Consider the following 19441-nt stretch of genomic DNA (forward strand, 5'->3'; position numbering starts at 1 on the left):
CTTTTTTTTCTGTTATCCTGAGGGATAATTTATTGTATAAAAGTCAATACAGATGACAGGAGAGATTTTTTTCCAGTAATAGGATGCGAGGAATCGTCATTGCGAGAAGGCTTTTTCAGCCGACGAAGCAATCTTACAACGATCGCTACTAGCGTGCGCTTTAAGATTCCCGCCTACGCGGAAATGACGATGCTTTTTATTGAAAGTCTATCAATGGTAGTAGTCGAAGGATCTTTTGAACAGATCTCTCCGTTCCGCTCCACTTTAATCGAAAAGACGGCAAAGTAGCTAAATAATCTATCATGCATTTCTAGGCACATTTGTTTCAAATAAAAAAAAGGGACATTGTTAAAAAACGTCCCTTTTTAGATATATGATAGAGTTAAGAATTTTAGCTTTCTTTATCAGTAAAATCAACTGGTTTCTTTTCAAAATACTGATCGAAGTTTTGTACTTTTTTAGGTTTTAAGATTACATATAAGCCTAAGCCGATCAATACCATTGGAATACTAATCCTAAACAGATCGAAATCAAATATATTTATCGCTTTAAAAGTGAATAAGCCTCCAATAATGGTTAATGCCAACCAGCCACTTCCCTGAAAGTTTTTACGGTAACCCATCCACAAACCGATACCTAACATAATGGTGTGCCATTTCAATATCCAATGTGGAACATCTATCCCTGAGTTTCTTAACAAGAACACCGAACCGATTACTATAATTAAAACACCTAAACCAAATTGTTTATCTGTGTGATTTTTTTTGATTAAATTTTCCATGACCGTTTGTTTTTATGATTCAAATGTATCACGAATACCAATGCTGGCGAATGGCTTTTCCCCTAATTGTAATGTTTTATCGGTGAGTGAAATAAAACTGTCGGTAAAAAAATTAAGAAGATCTAAGAAAGGGAGGATTTATCGGTGAAACTGTTATTAGTCCGAAGTCAGTAGTCCTAAGTCGATGAATCGATGTAAACAATAAACCAATGCCTAATGAACCAGTGAACCAACTATCATTCGAAAATGATAATATCTGCCCCTTCGCTCATGATTACTTTCGAAGTGATGTTAATGAATAAACCATGGGCCAATAATCCGTTAATCTGATTGAGATCAGAAGATAGTTTTGCAGGATCATCAATGAGGCCAAAATCGGCGTCGATAATCAGGTTACCATTGTCGGTAATAAATGTTTTGTCACCTACAGACCTCAATATGCCTTTTCCACCGAGTTTATTAATCTGATCGAATACATATTGATAGGCCAATGGTATTACTTCGACAGGAACAGTAAAAGCACCCAGCTTTTTAACTTTTTTAGAAGCATCGGTAATGATGATGGCATTTTGACTAAGTGAAGCAATTATCTTCTCTCTAAACAGTGCCCCGCCCCCGCCTTTAATCAGATCGAGTGATTCAGTAAATTCGTCGGCTCCATCGATACTGATATCTATTTTGCTTAACCGTCCAAGATCAAGCATTTCGATGCCCAGAGATTTTGCGAGTTCTTCTGTTCGGATGGAACTTGCAGCAGCCTTTATCTTAAGCCCTTCTTTTACACGTTTACCTAATTCTTTAATGGCAAAGGTTGTGGTAGATCCCGTACCCAAGCCTACTACATCGCCATCTTTAACAAATTTTACTGCAGCCAAGGCAGCTGCCAATTTCTCCGCATCTTGTTGTGTTTTATCTGTAGTAGCCATAAAGTAAAAATAGGTTTAAATGATAAACATCCCAAAAATGAAAAAAATTTCATAGCTGATGCAATAAATCGTTTTTATAGCGTTTATGTATATGAGAGCGTTAATTTAGATGATGGGGATTCTGCGATAGTGGAATCCCCATTTCTTTTGAATGATATTCAAATAGAATGATCACAAACGTCGTTAATGGCGATTCCGTTGTGATGCGACAAGGAGAAAATTTCTTAAAAAAACAAAGGTTTTTGTTTACCTATCCTGTACCTGTTCTTTACCCTTTCTTGCTACCAAGTTAACCCCAGGTTAACCTCTGGGTTACCTTTTCTTTACCTTTTGGTTACCTAAAAGGTAAAGCCATGGGCTGCTTTGGGCCTTTCTTCGGTGAGTCAGGGCCGATGCTCCCCGCCAGCAGGTACCTAGGATAAGTATTATTGGCAGTAGGTTAATAACGCATATTTTATTGGGTAAGGACAGATCTTGCTACATCCTGTTGGGCCATATCTGTAGTGGCATAATTAAGAATAGGCTTATGAAAACATCCCGAAACGAAAAAAAATTACTGCTGATGCAATAAATCGTTTTTATAGCGTTTATGTATATGAGAGCGTTAATTTAGATGATGGGGATTCTGCGATAGTGGAATCCCCATTTCTTTTTCCCATGAATTATGCCATCCTGAGCGTAGTCGAAGGACCATTTCATTTAATAGGCCCTGAAATAAATTCAGGGTGACGGGCTAACACGTAAAATTCTCCATTTCGCTGTGCTTCATCCGATAGCTATCAGATCGAAATGACGATGCCCCACAACGACTCAACTACCCCACACTAATCAAGGCGAAAAAATTTTACGCACAATACAATAAATCATATTTACAGCGTTTATATATGTGAGAGCGTTAATTTAGATGATGGGGATTCTGCAATAGTGGAATCCCCATTTCTTTTATAATAAAAAAAACGGCTGGCATTTCTACCAACCGTTTCCTAACAATTAAACTAACTTATTTATTTAAGGAATTTATCCAGCCTGCAATTTTTAAAGCCTCTGCTTTGGTTACCTGCGGCATTGGAGGCATTTCTGTTGAATAACCCGGCCAGTTTTGTGGTTGTGGGTTGTGGATCAATTGAAATATTTTCTCAGGCGAATACTTACGTTTCGCAATTTCTGCGAATGGCGGACCAATTTGTCTTTTGGTTTGATTATGACACGCTAGGCAAGTGTTTTTAGTTAACAATCCCTCAACTTCTTTAAAGGAAGGTGCTTTAGCCGTAGCAGCAGGCTTAGCTGGAGTAGCCGTTCCTTTTGCTTCAGGCGCTTTTCCGGTTGTTGCCTTTGGAGCAACTGTTTTCTTAGCAGGAACATTTACTGGTGCCGCTGAGTTTTTGGTACTTACTTCACTTGCAGAAAGTTTATTTCCATCAGGAATTTGGTTCAAGGTATAATAAGCGACCGGATGAACTAAAGAATAAAAGCCATCTTGAGATCTTAAACCATCTAATGTTAAAGTATGGATATAATATTGACGAAGGTTTTGTACAATAATCCTGGCTTTTAATCCATCTGCCGAAACTTTAACCCCAGAGATTTTTAATTTCTCGGTGTTTACAGGAGGTGAACCATACACCGGATGATATTTGTAAATAAAACTTTCTGCATCATATGAAGCTAAATCTTCAGCCGATTTACGATCAACAGGCATGGTAAATTCTACTTCAAAACCATCAGGCATTGCCCTAACGGCTTTCATTTCGAAAGGGGTTTTATTGTTGTATACCAATCTTTCCAAACCTTCATTGGCATCACCTGCCGATCCCCAACCACGGTTGGTTTCTCCAACAAATAGCGAACCATCAGTACCCCACTCTAATCTCAATACGCCTGAACGGAAACCTTTACGGAAAAGGAAGGCAGCGCCTTGTTCCTCACCTTTCACCGTCTCCATAAAAATCCTCGAAATAATACTCATTCCCTGATCGCCAACTAAAATCTGACCAGCAAATGGCCCAAATGTATTGGCAGGAATTTTAACAGGTTCTGCAGAAGAAATACCTAAGATACCATAAGGCAACCAAACTGATGGCAAACGTAGTTCAGGGAATACTTTCTTCATTTCAAATAAGGTTTTAAACGTTTCGTTTACCCTATTTTCTGGTTTAATGTATCTTCCTTGTTCGTTTTTGGTTCTGCGCTCGTCTATTTGCGAGTAAAAGAAATCTGATTGCAGCTTAACTGGAGAGTTTGGCAGGTTAGTCCACCGTAAACTGGCTGGATGCCCCATAAAATCACCTTTATTTACTTTCCATAAACCACCTGAGCCTACCCAGTCGCCTTGGTTTTCGGTATAATAAAACTGACCATCGATACTACCAATACCTGCTGGCGAACGGAAGCCCGCAGCATAAGGGCTCATTTTACCATCTTCGGTAATGTTCATGGCCCAACCACGCATCGGTACACGACTTTCTGCGCGCCACCATTCTTCGTCGCCAAAAGCCACATTTGCGGTAACCATAAAAGTACCATCAGGCATTAACTTCGGACCAAAACTATATTCGTGGTAGTGACCGCTTAAAGGCCATGCATAAATGGTTTCGTACACATCGGCTTTGCCATCCTGATCTTTATCGATCAATTTTGTCAACTCGCCACGCTGCGCTACATAAATTGCACCATTTTTATAAGCAATGCCCAAAATTTCGTGCAAACCATAGGCAAATCTGCGCCAGTAAGGCTTGGCGCTTGTAGGATTTTCTACAATGTACACTTCTCCTCTACGGGTAGAAATTCCTAAATCGCCATTTGGTAGGGTAACCAGGCCACCCACTTCTAATATAGGACCTTCGGGTACGCGTACTTTATTTATCTTGAAAAAATCTTCTTCTTTCGGTGTTTCCTGTGCAAAAACTGTAGTAAAGCTAAAACTCAATGCCAGTATTGCTAATTTTTTAAATGTATTTCTCATTATTTTCACAATTAAAACAAAATGGTATAATTCAACTTACTTCCAATAGCTGCGATCATTTCCCATTTACCATCAACATTTCTAATAATTGGTTTTGCAGTACCTTCACCAAGCTGTATGTAATACGCTTTATCATCAATTAAGTACAAACCTTTGCCAGCTTCTTCAATATTTGAAGCAGTAGCCAAAAGGAAATACAAATCTTTTGATGGCTTATCAACAGTAATTTCTCTGGTTAAACCTTGTCCGTTTTCCATCACTTTTACCGCATCGGTAACATTTGTTCCATTAATGATATACTTAAACTCTGGGCGGTCTTGTTTATCCATTACGTAACCTTTGGTTCTGAAACCAGTACCAGCCGTGTCTGCAATCCACTTAGCCTGATCATTTGCCAACTTTGATATAGCCAAAATAGGCTTTTTGGTGAAACGGGTAACACTGCCCAAAGCACGCGAGGTACCATTTCCGCGGCCATCCCACATTGGTGTAGCATCGATAAAATCACCATGCCATCCCTGTAATAATGTACCATTATCTAAGTCATAACTATAAGCAGTTTTTTCTGGTCCACCTACAGAAATGGCGTGTACCGAACGTACTCTTGGCGCAACATCAACAAAACTTCTGATCATGTTGTTGCTTGCTGCTTCAATGTATATTGGATCTGCCCCGCCGTTTTGGTTTGGTTTTGGAATTTCTGATAATTCGTTAATCTGGATATTTCTGAACGCTACCGAACCATGATCGCCCTGTAAGCGTAAAGGTCCTTTTGCTTTTTCAGCGCTTGCAGCACCTCTGGTTGCACCGAATAATTCGACATTTTCATGGATCAGCACGCCGTTTAGTTCTGCACTGATGATTTTAGCATTTTGCGTTTTCTTTCCCGATGCATCAAATTTTGGTGCCTGGAATATAATTTTAATATGCTGCCATAAACCTGGTGCCTTGCTTGCGTTCTGACGGGGTGCAACACCGCCAAACCCTTTTTCGGCTTCAGGTTTGCTATCGTCCCAGCGCTGGTAAATACCACCGTTGTTTGACGAACTAGCGTTTTTAAGTCCCCACGCATCGTCAATCTGGATTTCATAATTACCCTGAAGATAAATACCAGAATTTGTTCCTTTTGCAGTTAAATAATCTAATTCTATCGCTACATCACCGTATTCATTTATAGTGTATAAATCGGAACCGGCTTTTTTTGCTGTAGATTGGTTAACCAATATCCCTTCGCCTTTAACTGTTTTTAAAACATTTTCGGCGTTTAGGTCGACCACTACATTTTGTGCCAACGACCATGAATTTGAAGGGTTTTTAAAGGCTGAAAGATCTTTGAGATCAATACGCTGGCCAAATGCCAACAGGGTTCCGCAAAGCCATAAAATGGCTGTAAAACCCGTCTTTGAGATGTTCATATGTTTGATTTATTAGTTTTAGCTCAAAGCTAAATTTTGTTTAAAATCCATCGGATAGTTGCTTTATCCGATGGATAATTATCTTCTCTATTTTTCTGTTGATAATGAATAAGGGAAATCAGCAGGATTCGAACCCCTGGTTTTATTTGGCGTTGCTGTCATATTAAAATTTAACACCGCGCCTTTTTGTATACCACTGTGGCTGATCCAGTTTTTGGAATATGGTTTACCGTTCATCTGTAATGATTGAACATAACGGTTATTGTCGCTATTGGCAGCTGCATTAATCACCACAGTTTTACCATTTTCTAAAGTAATGGTTACCTTTTTAAACAAAGGAGCGCCCAAAACATACTGATCAACGGCTGGTGTTACCGGGTAAAAGCCCATTGCCGAGAAAACGTACCAGGCAGAAGTTTGCCCGTTATCCTCATCACCACAATATCCATCTGGAGTAGCTTTATACATCCTGTTCATGGTTTCTCTTACCCAATATTGTGTTTTATAAGGCGCACCGCCGTAATTATACAAGTAAATCATGTGTTGTATAGGTTGGTTACCGTGCGCATACTGGCCCATGTTGGCAATCTGCATTTCGCGGATTTCGTGGATTACACCACCGTAAGCACTCTCATCAAATACCGGAGGCATAGAGAAAACCGAATCCAATTTGGTTACAAATTTACTGTGGCCACCCATTAATTTGGCTAAACCATCAACATCCTGGAAAACCGACCAGGTATAATGCCAGCTGTTGCCTTCGGTAAATGCACCGCCCCATTTAAATGGGCTGAACGGGCTTTGGAAAGTTCCATCCTGATTTTTGCCACGCATTAAGCCAGAAGCCGGATCGAAAAGATTCTTGTAGTTCATGGCTCTTTTCTTATAGATATCAATCTCTGAGGCTGGTTTACCTAAAGCTCTACCCAACTGGTAAATGGTAAAATCATCATAAGCATACTCTAATGTTTTAGCGGCATTTTCATTCTTTTTCACATCGAAAGGTACATAACCCAATTCGTTGTAATATTTAACACCATCGCGGCCAACTGCCTCCATCGGGCCTTCGTTGTTGGCGCCATGTTTTACCGCCTGCCATAAGGTTTCGATATCATAACCACGCATCCCTTTAATATAGGCATCAGAAACTACCGAGGCAGAGTTGTTACCCACCATAATGTTGGCATAACCCGGACTGCTCCACTCAGGCAACCAACCACCTTCTTTGTAATCGTTGATTAAACCTTGCTGCATTTCTTTGTTGATAGAAGGATAAACCAGGTTTAAGAAAGGATATAATGCCCTAAACGTATCCCAGAAACCTGTACCAGCGAACATATATCCTGGTAAAACCTGTCCGTTGTAAGGACTCCAGTGCACAATCTGGTTTTGTGCATCAACTTCGTATAATTTGTTCGGGAAAAATAAAGTGCGGTACATTGCAGAATAAAATGTACGGGTTTGATCGATAGTACCTCCTTCAACCGAAATTTTGCTTAAAGTTTTGTTCCAGGTTGCTCTACCTTTTGCTTTGGTTGCATCGAAGCCATCGTTAGCCAATTCTCTTTTTAGGTTTAAATCGGCCTGCTCAAAACTGATAAATGAAGAGGCCACTTTTGCAGTTACCTGCTCGCCTTTTTGTGTAGCGAAACCAATAACGGCACCAGCATGATCTACAGTTAATTCTAAATCTTTATCGTTAAGCTTTTTATCATCCCAGGTTTTGGCCAATTTGAAATCTTTGTTGAAATAGATTACAAAGTAATTTTTGAAATTTTTAGGCAGTGGGCCACGGGCATATTTCGTGGTATAACCAATAATTTTTCTTTCTGCCGGTATAATTTTAATGTAGGAGCCTTTATTCTGTGCATCTACTACCACATAAGCACTATCCGTTTTAGGGAAGGTAAACCTGAATTGGGCAGCACGTTCTGTTGGGGTAATTTCGGTGGTTACATCTGCATCTGCTAAATAAACACTGTAATAATATGGTTTAGAAACCTCCGCTTTATGGCTGAACCAACTTGCGCGGTCATCATCTGTGAATCTTAATTTACCCGTAACAGGCATAATGGAAAAAGCGCCGTAATCGTTCATCCAGGGCGAAGGTTGATGTGTTTGTTTAAAACCACGGATTTTGTCGGCATCGTAAACATAAGCCCATCCATCGCCGTTTTTACCCGTTTGTGGTGTCCACATGTTCATTCCCCAAGGCAAACCAATTGCCGGGTAGGTGTTTCCGTTAGATAATGATGGTTTGGATGCTGTCCCCATTAAAGGGTTTATCCAATCTACCGGATCTGTAATTTTGCCTATTGTTTGTGCGAAGCTGGTTGACGCCGCAACACTCAATAAGGCGATAAATAATCTTTTCATTTGTTTGTGTTTGTGTTTTTTATATGCTTGTACTTATTTTTTAAACTTCCGAATTTTTAACGTAATCTGCCCAAAGTGCATCTAAATCTTTACCTGTTAATTTTACCCAGATATCTTTCGTATAAGTGTGATCTCTTAAAGAAGCATCAACGGTTTTGATTATACCTGGTTTTACACTTTTCTCCATCCAGGCGAAAAAACCTGCGGTAATGCGATAGCTGTTTTTATAACTGTGGTCTGGTTTTAAAGCAGGAAGCGACCATTTGGCGCTAGCATTATCTACACCAAATTTATAACGGGCATAATCTGCAATCCCCTCTGTTAACCAACCCGGGCCAACGCTTCGGCCATAGTCTTGCACAATATGCATCACCTCATGGGTTACGACATCAATATCTTCAGGATGTTTTGTCATCCAGATCGAACTGAAAGTTACTTTACCATCAGCAGTTGCTGCCACACCTTTGTATGCCGTATCTACAAAAAATTTCACTTCTTTTATGGTAGCTGGATTATACGCTTTGGCCAGTTTTGGATAAACTTCGAAAAAAGTTTTGATTAACCGTTTCTTCAATTGCGGATCAAGTTCTGCGAAATTGCTTTCGAAAGATAAAGTGTAACCACTCTTTTTAATAATTTCCTGTGCTTTTAGCTGTGCATAAAAAGCCGAGATCAGCACTGCACAAATCGAAATGGTGAATATTTTTTTCATTAATCAGTGATTTATGGCTTTGGTTAGGGTATTTGGTTCTGCAAAATAAATATAATATGTAAAACGTTTTACTAAATGATCAAAAATTTTACTTTATAGATGAATTATTTTATATAACATGCATTAGAAAAGTTAAGTTTGCCTGGCCACGAGCCTATAAAACTTTAACTTCTCTATAACTATTTTTTACTGCTATAAGTAAGACTTACTTTTTGGGGTTCTTTACCGTAATCTTCCCAAAGCTGATCGACAGTTTTACCAGTTAAAGCGGCCCATGATTGTTCGGTAAACTGATGTGCCCTTAACTGTTGGTCTAAAGTAGCAATTAAACCCGGTTTTACATTTTGTTCTAACCAGGCAAAAAAACGCGCTGTAATGCGGTAGCTATTTTTATAACTCTGCTTTGCATTATAATCTGGCAAACTCCATTTAGAGCCCACATTATCTACACCATATTTATAGCGTATATAATCGGCTATGCCTTCGGTTAGCCAAACCGGGCCTGCGCTATAGCCATATCCCTGCACAATGTGCATGGTTTCGTGCGTTACCACATCTATATCAGTTGGGTGTGCCTTCATATAACCTGCACTAAACAAAATTCTATTTCCACTTGCTTCTGCAACCGCTTTATAGGCTGTATCTACCACAAATAGCACCTCGTGTGTAGATTGATTGTTAAATGTTTTAACCAAAGTTGGATAGATTTCGAAATAAGTAGCAATTAACTTCTTTCTTACTGTTGGATCTAAATCCGGGTCTTTGCTGATGAAAGTTAATTCATAACCTTTGTGCTTTTCTTTGCTGTAAGAAACCCAGTTTTTTGAAAGTGCCGCGAACAGTTCTTTTTGTATTTTCTTTTGAGATTTATTTTTAACCCATTGGCTGTTTACTTTAATTTCTCCGGCTTTGGCCTTAATTGTAGGGGTTTCGTCGGTTACCAAATCCAATACAACATTTCTTTTGGTACGATAACCATCGGCCTGAGCAAAAAACGGATAAACCTCAAAAAACGCTGTTCTGAGTCTACCATGCAATGTTGCGTTGGCTATGCTATCCGCATCATTAATAGTAATTTTATATTCTCTCTGGCCCCGGTTCTGAGCAAAAGCAGCAGCACCTAAAAACGAGACTAATGCAACGAGTAAAAATTTCTTTTTCATTTGGTTTGTTTGGTGTATGATAAAATGACAATTGGAGTTACAAAAATCACTTCCCATAAAGCATCAGTTATAATAGCAAGTACTGTCGTGCTAAACTAAAATACAGCTTTATAACTAAACTAAAACGTTTAAGTAAACAATAATAAGCATATTACTACGTAAGCGAAAATTAAATTCATGTTTTTGCGATAGAAATTTTCATTAAACGCACAGCGTAGTGCCACAGTGGCCATTAGAAATAAAAATATTACAAAAAAATTTTGTAATCGGCAGGGCGTCTTTGCGAGGCACGAAGCAATCTTTGCACACTAGTAGTGATCGTTGTAAGATTGCCTCGAAAGCTGAAAAAGCTCGCCCGCAATGTATACCCCTCCGCAGTCAATAATCTACAAAAAGACCATCTGTCATTTAGGTGATTTTTGTTGAGTGTAATTTTCTAAATGACGATAATCGGGAAAGAAAGATAAAAACTAAACTTAAGTAAGACTCAAATCGCAGCAGCTTGCAGCACCAATTAACGCGGCATGTTCTTTTAGTTCTGAAATTTTGATTTCAGTATCTATTCCATTGCCTTTAAGTGCTGCAATTAATTCAGGTGCAAATGCGCTAAAAGATTGCGCGATATTACCACCAACTATTACTGTGTCTATTTTGTGTTTCTTAATAATAGGGATCAGGAATTGCGCCAGGTTATAGCCAAATTCCATAAAAACCATAGTCGCAAAATGATCAGTTTCCACTAATTCCACCAGTTCTTTCACCCCATCTACCGTTTTGCCACTAAGTTGGTTAAAACGTTTTACGAACCAGCGCGTAGAAAGGTAATCTTCCGCAATTCCGTCTAAAAATTCTGAGTTCCAGAGGTCAGCATCAAAAGCTTTATCATTGAGACAAAGCGATGAGCCTAGTCCCGTACCAAGCGTTAAGCCCAATACACTCACATTTCCTTTGGCAGCGCCGGCAAAAACCTCACCTTGTAAAAAACCCGCCGCATCGTTTATAAAGTGAATATGCTCCGCAGGGATATCCAATCTTTCAGACAATTCTTCTTTTACATTGATCTGGTAAAGAGATTTAAACTTATCCTGATCTTTAATTAATGAAATGCCCTCACTATAATTAAAGGGACCTGGCATGGCAATTCCAACATTTCGGGCACCGTTTTTAATATTTTTAAAAGCCTTATTGATGATATCGCACCATGCCGATAAAATCACTTCTTTACTCTCCTGCGAATTCACAGGGCTACGTTTGATCGAATTCTTCACCAAAGTTCTTGTTTCCAAATCTACCAATGCGGCCGTAATATGCGAGCCGCCAATATCTACACCTAATGCAACAGGCTTTTCCATTCTATATATTTCTGTTATCTATTCTTTAATCTGAATTAATCGCCAAAAGTAGCAATTCAATTTTATTTACTGATCGAAAATGGCTTATCTTCCTCTAATAATCCCCTATTTAACGAAGGTTTAACATTCATCTCTAATTTTAACACCCCACCTTTTAATAAATCGCTATGATTTATAAAGTTTCTGGTATAATTTTTACCATTTAGCCTTGCCGATTTTATATAAACATGATGAACATCATTTGCAGGCGCTTCGATGACGAATTTTTTACCATTTTCTAGGTTTATAGTTGTTTTTTTGAATATCGGGCTTCCTAAAACATACTCACCAGTACCAGGGGTTACACTATAAAACCCTAAAGCGCTTAATACATACCAGGAAGAAGTTTGCCCCTGATCTTCATCTCCCGGATAACCATTTTCTGTTGCATTGTACAGTTTATGCATCACCTCGCGGGCATAAAATTGTGCTTTCCAGGGTTGGTTGGCGTAGTTGTATAAATAAACCATGTGTTGTATGGGTTGGTTGCCATGTGCATATTGCCCCATGTTGGCCATTACCATTTCGGTCATTTCATGGATCATCCCACCGTACGAACCCACATTTACTTTATTGGGTTCGCTAAAAACAGAATCTAGTTTTGCAGTGAAATTGCTGTTGCCCCCCATCAAATTAATTAAACCTTTGGTATCATGAAAAACCGACCATTGCCAATGCCAGGCATTTCCTTCTGTAAATGGGCCTCCCCATTCGGTTGGATCAAAATTTGGCGACCATTTGCCCTCCGCGTTCCTCCCCCTCATAAAACGCGTAGATGGATCGTAAACATTTTTATAATTGAACATCGGTTTCTCAAAAACCTCCATATAATGTTTATCTCCAATCATTTTGGCTAAAGCGTAAGCACAATAGTCGTCGTAAGCATATTCTAGTGTTTTGGCTGTAGCTTCTCTATATTTTGGATAAGGCACATAACCCAGTTGGTTATACTCGGTTACACCGTCTCTACCATTTGCCGGCCCCCACGGCCCTTTGTTCATCGCTTCGTGATAATAAGCGTCTAGCGCCTTTTTTGGATCAAATGTTCTGATTCCTTTGGCCCAGGCATCGGTTAACAAAGAAATAGCATGGTTCCCAATCATACTTCCAGCTTCGCTGGGAAAAGACCACGAGGGCAACCAACCGCATTGTTCATAGGCATCGAGCATAGCCTGCATATAACGACCGTGCATTTCTGGGTGCACCAGTGTATTTAGTGGAAATTGTGCACGGAAGGTATCCCAGAAACCCGTATCGGTAAACATATATCCATCATGTACTTTACCGTCATACGGACTAAAGTAATATGGTTTTCCGGCTTCATTTATTTCATAAAACTTTCTGGAGAACAGGCTTGCCCTAAAAAAGCAAGAATAAAAAGTTTCCATATCTGCTTTCGATCCACCTTCTACTTCTATCTTGCCAAGCAATTTATTCCATACCGCAGCGGCATTTGCTTTCGTATCCTCCAGCGTTTTATCATTGCCCAGTTCTCTTTTTAAATTGAGTTCGGCCTGCTGTAAACTGATATAAGATGAAGCTGTTTTCACCTGAACTTTTGTCCCGGATTCGAACTGTACAAATGCACCTTTTCCCAATCCTTCGGCAGAAATAGAATCTTTTGCAACGGTATTCCGTTTATTCTCCCAAGTACCGTAAGATTTAATCGGTTGATCGAACTGGATGACGAAATAACTTTTCCAACCTCTTTTAAAACCTTCGCCGTTGTTTACCCAGCCCGTTATTTTATTTTCTTTAGGGTAGATCTGAACACCACTTAACCTGTTGTATCCATCTAAAATTAAAAAACTTCTTTTGCCTTTTGGATAGCTGAACCTGAGGTGTGCGCCACGTTCTGATGGCGAAATCTCAGTGGTAATTTCGTTTTCAAATGTTACTTTGTAATAATTTGGTTTAGCAACCTCATCCAGATGACTAAACTTGGTTTCGCGTTTATCTTCATTTACAATCAGTTCATCAATCATGGGCATTAAAGAAAATACGGCATAATCCCTCGTCCACGAACTGCATTGGTGCGCTTGCTGAAAGCCTCTGATTTTATCTTTAAAGTATTGATATTTCCAGCCATCACCATTTCTACCGGTTTGTGGGGTCCAGGTATGCATGCCAAATGGTAATGCCGTTGTTGGATAGGTATTCCCTCGGGTAAGTTCGTGTTTAGAGTTGGTGCCCTGCAGTGTGTTCACATAGTGGACCCAATCTTTCTGCTGCGACAATAACCCTTTGGCAATAAGGCAGCATAAAATGGATGCAATTAATTTAAGTTTCATTTGTTTGTGTGTTTGCTTTATTCCCTTAAAACCAATAATATTTATCATCAATCTTTATAAAGACAGCTCCTTCCATTCCGATGTTTAATAGCCGATTGGTTGAGTCCATCACCGAAAGACCAAATACTGAAATAGGCATCATTTGTAATGAATAGATAGGCAGGTGCTTTATCTTGTACTTTTGTAATTAAATTAAAAAAAGACAAAGAGCCGCTAAGGAAATTTTTCTCATAAATTAATATTTGGCTTTATTCCGTAAATCGTTTTACCAAATTATCTACTAAATATCTCATGCCAGGCTTAAATAAGCGGAGAAAGATATGCTGGTTTAAATTGGATTTTCAGGTGGTAAAAGCCTGAGCAAAGTAAAACGTTTTACTAGTTTCAATATTAGTAAAAATATCTTCATGTTTAGACTTGTTAGATTGTAACATATAGGTTACGAAGTATTGATTTAAAAATGGAAGAAAAAACAATCATCATCAATACTATAAGAATTGAAAATGAAAATATAATACCTCTTTTTAGCTATAAATTAAGGTATATATTAGAAATTACGGAAGTTAGTCTATCAAAATTATAATTGCATATTCCGTAAAAAAGCCGTACCACACAATCTCTTATGGTACGGCTTTTTATGTTTTACCCTACCTACATTAATTATAGCCTGGGTTTTGTGCTAAGTTTTCATTCAGTGTACGTTGAACTTGTGGAATTGGAAATAAGTTCCTAAACGTTGCTGAAGGCGTATGATCCCACCAGCTTTCGGTCGTAAATTTACCAAATCTGATCAGGTCATTTCTTCTGAAACCTTCAAAAATAAACTCCCTGCCTCTTTCATTTAGCAATTCGTTAAGTGTTAATGTTGCAGGCGTGTATGCTCTTGTTGCCCAATTTGCATCAGTAAAAGCTCTTTTTTTACAATCATTGATCAGTTGTACTGCCTCTGCTGTTGCTACTCCCCCATTCTTACGCATAATGGCTTCTGCTTTCGCAAAATATACCCAGGTTAACCGATAAATATTCCAATCCGTATTGTTGTAATTAGCATCAATAGGCACAGCTACGCCATTTACAATACCTGCAACCTGATTACCTAATTTGTATTTATTGAAACGAACACCACTATTTTCTTCACCTTCGCTCATATTGGATACGGTAGATCCGGTTTTATTTTTGCGGATGTTATCTACAAAAACAATCTGTTGTCCATCATATTCATTTCCTCCTCTGGCAAGGGACGGTTGGCCATTGTCAAACCTCACCATTGGACCTTCTAAGAGCCAGGTTCTCTTTCTTAAATCTTCATCCTCGTATTTTGTAAAATTTCCGGGTACTACAACAATACCATCGTTACCATTTCTGGCACCACCATAAATTTGATCTTGCTGGAAGTGAAAGAATTCACCTGTCCAAGAGGGTTGAAAAGAAGCTTTTGCAAACTCATAAGCGATTGAAAAAATCACTTCTTTGGATAAATCGTTGGTAGACTTGAATGGATCGGTGATGTTTGGATCTAATTGCATAGTACCGTTCTGCCCGCCACCATCGCCTGCAATCAGTTTATTTGCCGCGGCAATACAATCGTCCCACCTTGCTGTACCTGTCCAAATTTCAGCATTTAGGTAAAGCTCTACCAACATGGCATACGCACCAGCTTGACTCATCCTACCAATCATATTTCTTGATAACTTTGGTGCTTTTTCGATGTTTTCTTTAATCTCTTTTTCTATGAAAGAAAAAACAGCTGCTCTGGGCTGTGTTGCTGGCTTTGCAGGAATACCAACCTGTGTAACAATTGGAATATTGCCAAAAAGATCCATTAGCTTTAAGTAGTGAAAAGCTCTTAACAATTTTAACTCGGCAATGTAGGCATCCTTTTCTGCCTGTGTAATCCCCATATCTACAATACTCCTTCTTTCAAGGTTTCCGATAGGGTCGTTACATAAACCCATACCCCAGTACATTAACACCCAGGCATTGTTTAATGGTCCGTCATCACTTAACCAGGTATGATAGTGTAATCTTTTCCATTTACCACCGTCTTCTCCATGACGGCCTTTAGTTGGCCAGGCCAGTTGATCTCCTGAGAGTTCAGCCGGCCTCCACCATCCATCCTGACCTGACGGCGTAACCCAGGCATTAGCATGTGTATATGGCCTCAAAACGGCTGATAGAACCTCGTTTTTATTATTATAAAAATTATCTGCAATCAACTGATCATAAATCGGTTGATCTAGTTTTGAACAGCTATTTAATAGCAGTGTTGGTGCTGCCACAAGCACTGCTAATATTATTTTTTTATATCTTTTCATTGCTTAAAAATTAAAATCCGAAATTAACGCCAAATAAGAATTGTCTTGTTGCAGGGTAAGGGCTTCTGGTGTCGATACCTAAGCTTCTGCCGTTGATTTCTTGTCCCAAACCTGTATCTTGAATATAGTCTGGGTCATTTCCTGTGTAACCAGTAATGGTTACTAGATTTTGTCCGGTCAGGTTTAACCTTAATGTTCTCACATATTTAGTTTTAAGTTTAAAGGTATAGCCAAGCGTAACCTCATCAAGTTTAAGAAAGCTACCACTCTCCAGGTAATAATCAGTGTACATATAAGTATCTTTCAGTTCAGCATATTTGGTGAAAGCACTATTTAGCAGGTTTGTAGAGGCCCCGTTTTTATTACCATAAGAAATAGCCATCGTATTGAGCACATCAAAATCAAGCTTACTTCTGAGGAATACCCTCAAATCGAATCCTTTATAGGTAAAGTTGTTTGTTAGGGACAAATAATACTTAGGAACAGCATTACCAAGTACGGCAAAGTCAGTCTGGTCTCTGAATACAGAGGTGTTAATTTCAGCATTGGTTACTACCTCATTATTTCTGTTGTAAAACCTCCATTTACCATCTGGTGTGAAATTGGCAAAACGTTTGCCCCAAAATTCGCCGACTTTTCTACCTTCGTAAGTTCTAAATGCATCTCCTAGTGCTCCGAAACCACCAATCGAGCCAAAAGTTCTCATGTCTCTGCGATATTCGCTGTTTGAATAAGTGTCCAGGATATTTTCTGTCGTACTACCTGCAAAATCTACGCTCCAACTGAAATTTTTATTTTTAATAGCCGCGTAGCTTAAAGAAAGCTCAATACCTTTAGCTGAAATTGATCCAACGTTTGTTGTAATTGATGAAGTTACAAAAGGAGGTTGTGGAGAAGTATATGTATCTATGAGGTCCTTCGTTTTTCGTTTATATACATCTATTGAACCAGTTAATTTATTGTTCAGGATAGTAAAGTCTATACCAATATTGGTTTCTTGTTTAGTTTCCCACCTCAAATCAGGATTAGGGTTTTTATTTGGGCCATAAGTTTGCAGATACTCACCTGTTGGGAAAAGATAGATCCCTCCACCGCTTAAGGTTACCAGAGCAGCGTCATTTCCCATACCCGAATTACCTGTTTCGCCATATCCTACTCTTAGCTTCAAATTGTTCACCCAGCTTACATTCTTCATGAATTCTTCCTGTGTAATATTCCAGCCTCCGGAAATAGCAGGGAAGTTAGCCCATTTGTTGTTTGCGCCAAACTTAGAAGAACCTTCTCTTCTGAAGATAGCTTGAGCAAAGTATTTATCATTCAGGGAATAGTTTAATCTTGCAAAAACAGCAATCAACGTATTCTCATTTTTAAAGCTTCCTATCCCTATTGTAGTAACCTTTACTGGCACACTTCCCAGGTTGTTATCTTCAAACAAATCATTCACATAGCCCCGGTTATTGGCGTTAAACCCCTCATTGGTTTCCCGACGGAAACTGTAACCACCAATTCCAGAGAGTTTGTGTTTCCCAAAAGTCTTTGTGTACTCAATAGTAGGTTCGAAGTTGATATTTTGATTTAATTCGGTAGTTTTTGCAGCATATCCACCATTAGGGGCATCACCGTTCTCAACTGAATTTTGACTTGCTTTATCACGATATTCACTCCAAATTCTATTATTTCTTTGGGCTGCAAAGAATGCACTCAATTTCAGATCTTTCAGAACTTCGAAATCCAGTTTACCATCTACTGAGGTAGTTTGCTGCTGTACGCCATAGCGTTCCTGTTCTAAACGGGCAAGCTCGTTGGTGATTGTTCTGGTGAAAAGGTAAGAACCATCAGGGTTAAAATAAGATTCGGTTGGATTCTTAGTCAATACATTTTCCCAACCGCCACCACCAAGTAGGTTGGCATTGTTGAAATTGGTAGATACATTAAATTGTGCCTGAAGTTTATCCTGAAATCCCTTTTGAGTCAAGCTCGCACGAATACCATATTCTTTTCGTCCATTTTCCTTTGCAAACCCCTGCAGCTCTCTATAGTTTGCACTAACTCTATAATTAGAATTATCACTGCCTCCAGATACGGCCAGGTTGTGGTTGTTGGAGATATTGTTTTTATTGATAAGATCCTGGAAGTAATCAAAATCGCCCCCTTTATCAACTACGTTGTACTCACCGCTTGCTATACGCGCTCTCCATTCGGTAGCATTCATAAAGTCGGGCCTTTTTACAAGGGTTTCAGTTCTAACATAGGCATTGTAATCAAAACGAGCAGGTCCTTTTTTGCCTTTTTTAGTTGTTACGATAATTACCCCTGCATTTGCTCTTGTTCCGTAGATTGCGGCACCCGATCCATCTTTTAAAACACTAAACGATTCAATATCGTCTTGTTGTAAAAGATCAAGGTTACCTCCCGGAATTCCATCAATAATGATTAAAGGACTTGCGGTACCAGATACAGAAGTAACTCCCCTTAATTGAATACCTACTCCACTGTTAGGATTAGAACTATTTCTAGAGATTTGTAAACCTGCTACCTTTCCTACCAATAAATCCAATGGGTTTCTCGACCCGCTCTGTCTGAATTTAGTAGAATCTACTTTAGCGATAGCCGAGGTAATCTCTTTCTCTCTTAATGTACCATAACCAACCACCACAACATCATCCAGCTTAGTATCAGAAGATAAAGCCAATTTGACGTTTAATCTGGTTTGATCGGAAATTGTAATGCTCTGCGATACATAACCTATATAACTGAACCTGATCACATCACCTACATTTGCTTCTATACTAAATTTTCCGGTAACATCAGTTACAACACCTTTACCAGAAGTTACATTCTTAATACCCACACCTGGTATAGGCTGGTTATTTTCGTCAAGAACTGTCCCCGAAATTGTTTTTTGTACCCGAGCATGTTGCAATAGCTTGCTCTCGTTAAAGCGCCTCCCCGCAACTCCCAACTTTGCGTTCATTGAAAACGCAGGACTATTTAGCAATACAATTGCAGCCGACAGCCCCGTAATTTTAAGTAAATTAATTTTCATTAACGGTTTTGTTAAATTATAAATGATTAGTTATTTTTTCCCTGGTAATATTTTATCTGTGTT

11 protein-coding genes are annotated in these 19441 nt (G+C 39.0%); all 11 read right to left on the reverse strand.

Annotation, left to right across the window (positions count from 1 at the left end; translation table 11 throughout):
- Nucleotides 1–391 precede the first annotated feature (391 nt).
- The 11 genes from FHT21_RS22090 to FHT21_RS22145 all read right to left on the reverse strand — a co-directional run bounded on the left by FHT21_RS22090 (nucleotide 392) and on the right by FHT21_RS22145 (nucleotide 19378).
- Nucleotides 392–781: a DUF5668 domain-containing protein gene (locus FHT21_RS22090; RefSeq protein ID WP_167296902.1), complete on the reverse strand. Its 390-nt coding sequence runs from the start codon at nucleotides 779–781 to the stop codon at nucleotides 392–394.
- 236 nt (nucleotides 782–1017) lie between these two features.
- Complete coding sequence (rpiA, locus tag FHT21_RS22095) at nucleotides 1018–1707, reverse strand: ribose-5-phosphate isomerase RpiA (RefSeq protein ID WP_167296903.1); 690 nt, start codon at nucleotides 1705–1707, stop codon at nucleotides 1018–1020.
- Between the two features lie 1000 nt (nucleotides 1708–2707).
- On the reverse strand, nucleotides 2708–4669 hold the full coding sequence (locus FHT21_RS22100) for a hypothetical protein (RefSeq protein ID WP_167296904.1): 1962 nt from the start codon (nucleotides 4667–4669) through the stop codon (nucleotides 2708–2710).
- An 11-nt stretch (nucleotides 4670–4680) separates the two neighbouring features.
- The gene (locus tag FHT21_RS22105; RefSeq protein WP_167296905.1) at nucleotides 4681–6084 is read right to left on the reverse strand and encodes a DUF1080 domain-containing protein; all 1404 of its coding nucleotides are present in this window, start codon (nucleotides 6082–6084) and stop codon (nucleotides 4681–4683) included.
- A gap of 87 nt (nucleotides 6085–6171) precedes the next feature.
- Complete coding sequence (locus FHT21_RS22110) at nucleotides 6172–8460, reverse strand: GH92 family glycosyl hydrolase (RefSeq protein WP_167296906.1); 2289 nt, start codon at nucleotides 8458–8460, stop codon at nucleotides 6172–6174.
- A 40-nt stretch (nucleotides 8461–8500) separates the two neighbouring features.
- Nucleotides 8501–9172, reverse strand: coding sequence for a basic secretory protein-like protein (locus FHT21_RS22115; RefSeq protein ID WP_167296907.1), 672 nt, complete (start codon nucleotides 9170–9172; stop codon nucleotides 8501–8503).
- A 179-nt stretch (nucleotides 9173–9351) separates the two neighbouring features.
- Nucleotides 9352–10335 carry a basic secretory protein-like protein gene (locus FHT21_RS22120; protein WP_167296908.1) on the reverse strand — a complete coding sequence of 328 codons (984 nt, stop codon included), beginning with the start codon at nucleotides 10333–10335 and terminating at the stop codon, nucleotides 9352–9354.
- A gap of 476 nt (nucleotides 10336–10811) precedes the next feature.
- Nucleotides 10812–11687 carry an ROK family protein gene (locus FHT21_RS22125; protein WP_167296909.1) on the reverse strand — a complete coding sequence of 292 codons (876 nt, stop codon included), beginning with the start codon at nucleotides 11685–11687 and terminating at the stop codon, nucleotides 10812–10814.
- 62 nt (nucleotides 11688–11749) lie between these two features.
- Nucleotides 11750–14017, reverse strand: a complete 2268-nt coding sequence (locus tag FHT21_RS22130) for a GH92 family glycosyl hydrolase (protein ID WP_167296910.1) — start codon at nucleotides 14015–14017, stop codon at nucleotides 11750–11752.
- Nucleotides 14018–14673: 656 nt separating this feature from the next.
- On the reverse strand, nucleotides 14674–16332 hold the full coding sequence (locus FHT21_RS22140) for a RagB/SusD family nutrient uptake outer membrane protein (protein ID WP_167296912.1): 1659 nt from the start codon (nucleotides 16330–16332) through the stop codon (nucleotides 14674–14676).
- 10 nt (nucleotides 16333–16342) lie between these two features.
- Complete coding sequence (locus FHT21_RS22145; protein ID WP_167296913.1) at nucleotides 16343–19378, reverse strand: SusC/RagA family TonB-linked outer membrane protein; 3036 nt, start codon at nucleotides 19376–19378, stop codon at nucleotides 16343–16345.
- Nucleotides 19379–19441 lie beyond the last annotated feature (63 nt).

Origin of the sequence: Pedobacter sp. SG908 (assembly GCF_011759615.1) — a bacterium.
GTDB classification, from domain to species: domain Bacteria; phylum Bacteroidota; class Bacteroidia; order Sphingobacteriales; family Sphingobacteriaceae; genus Pedobacter; species Pedobacter riviphilus.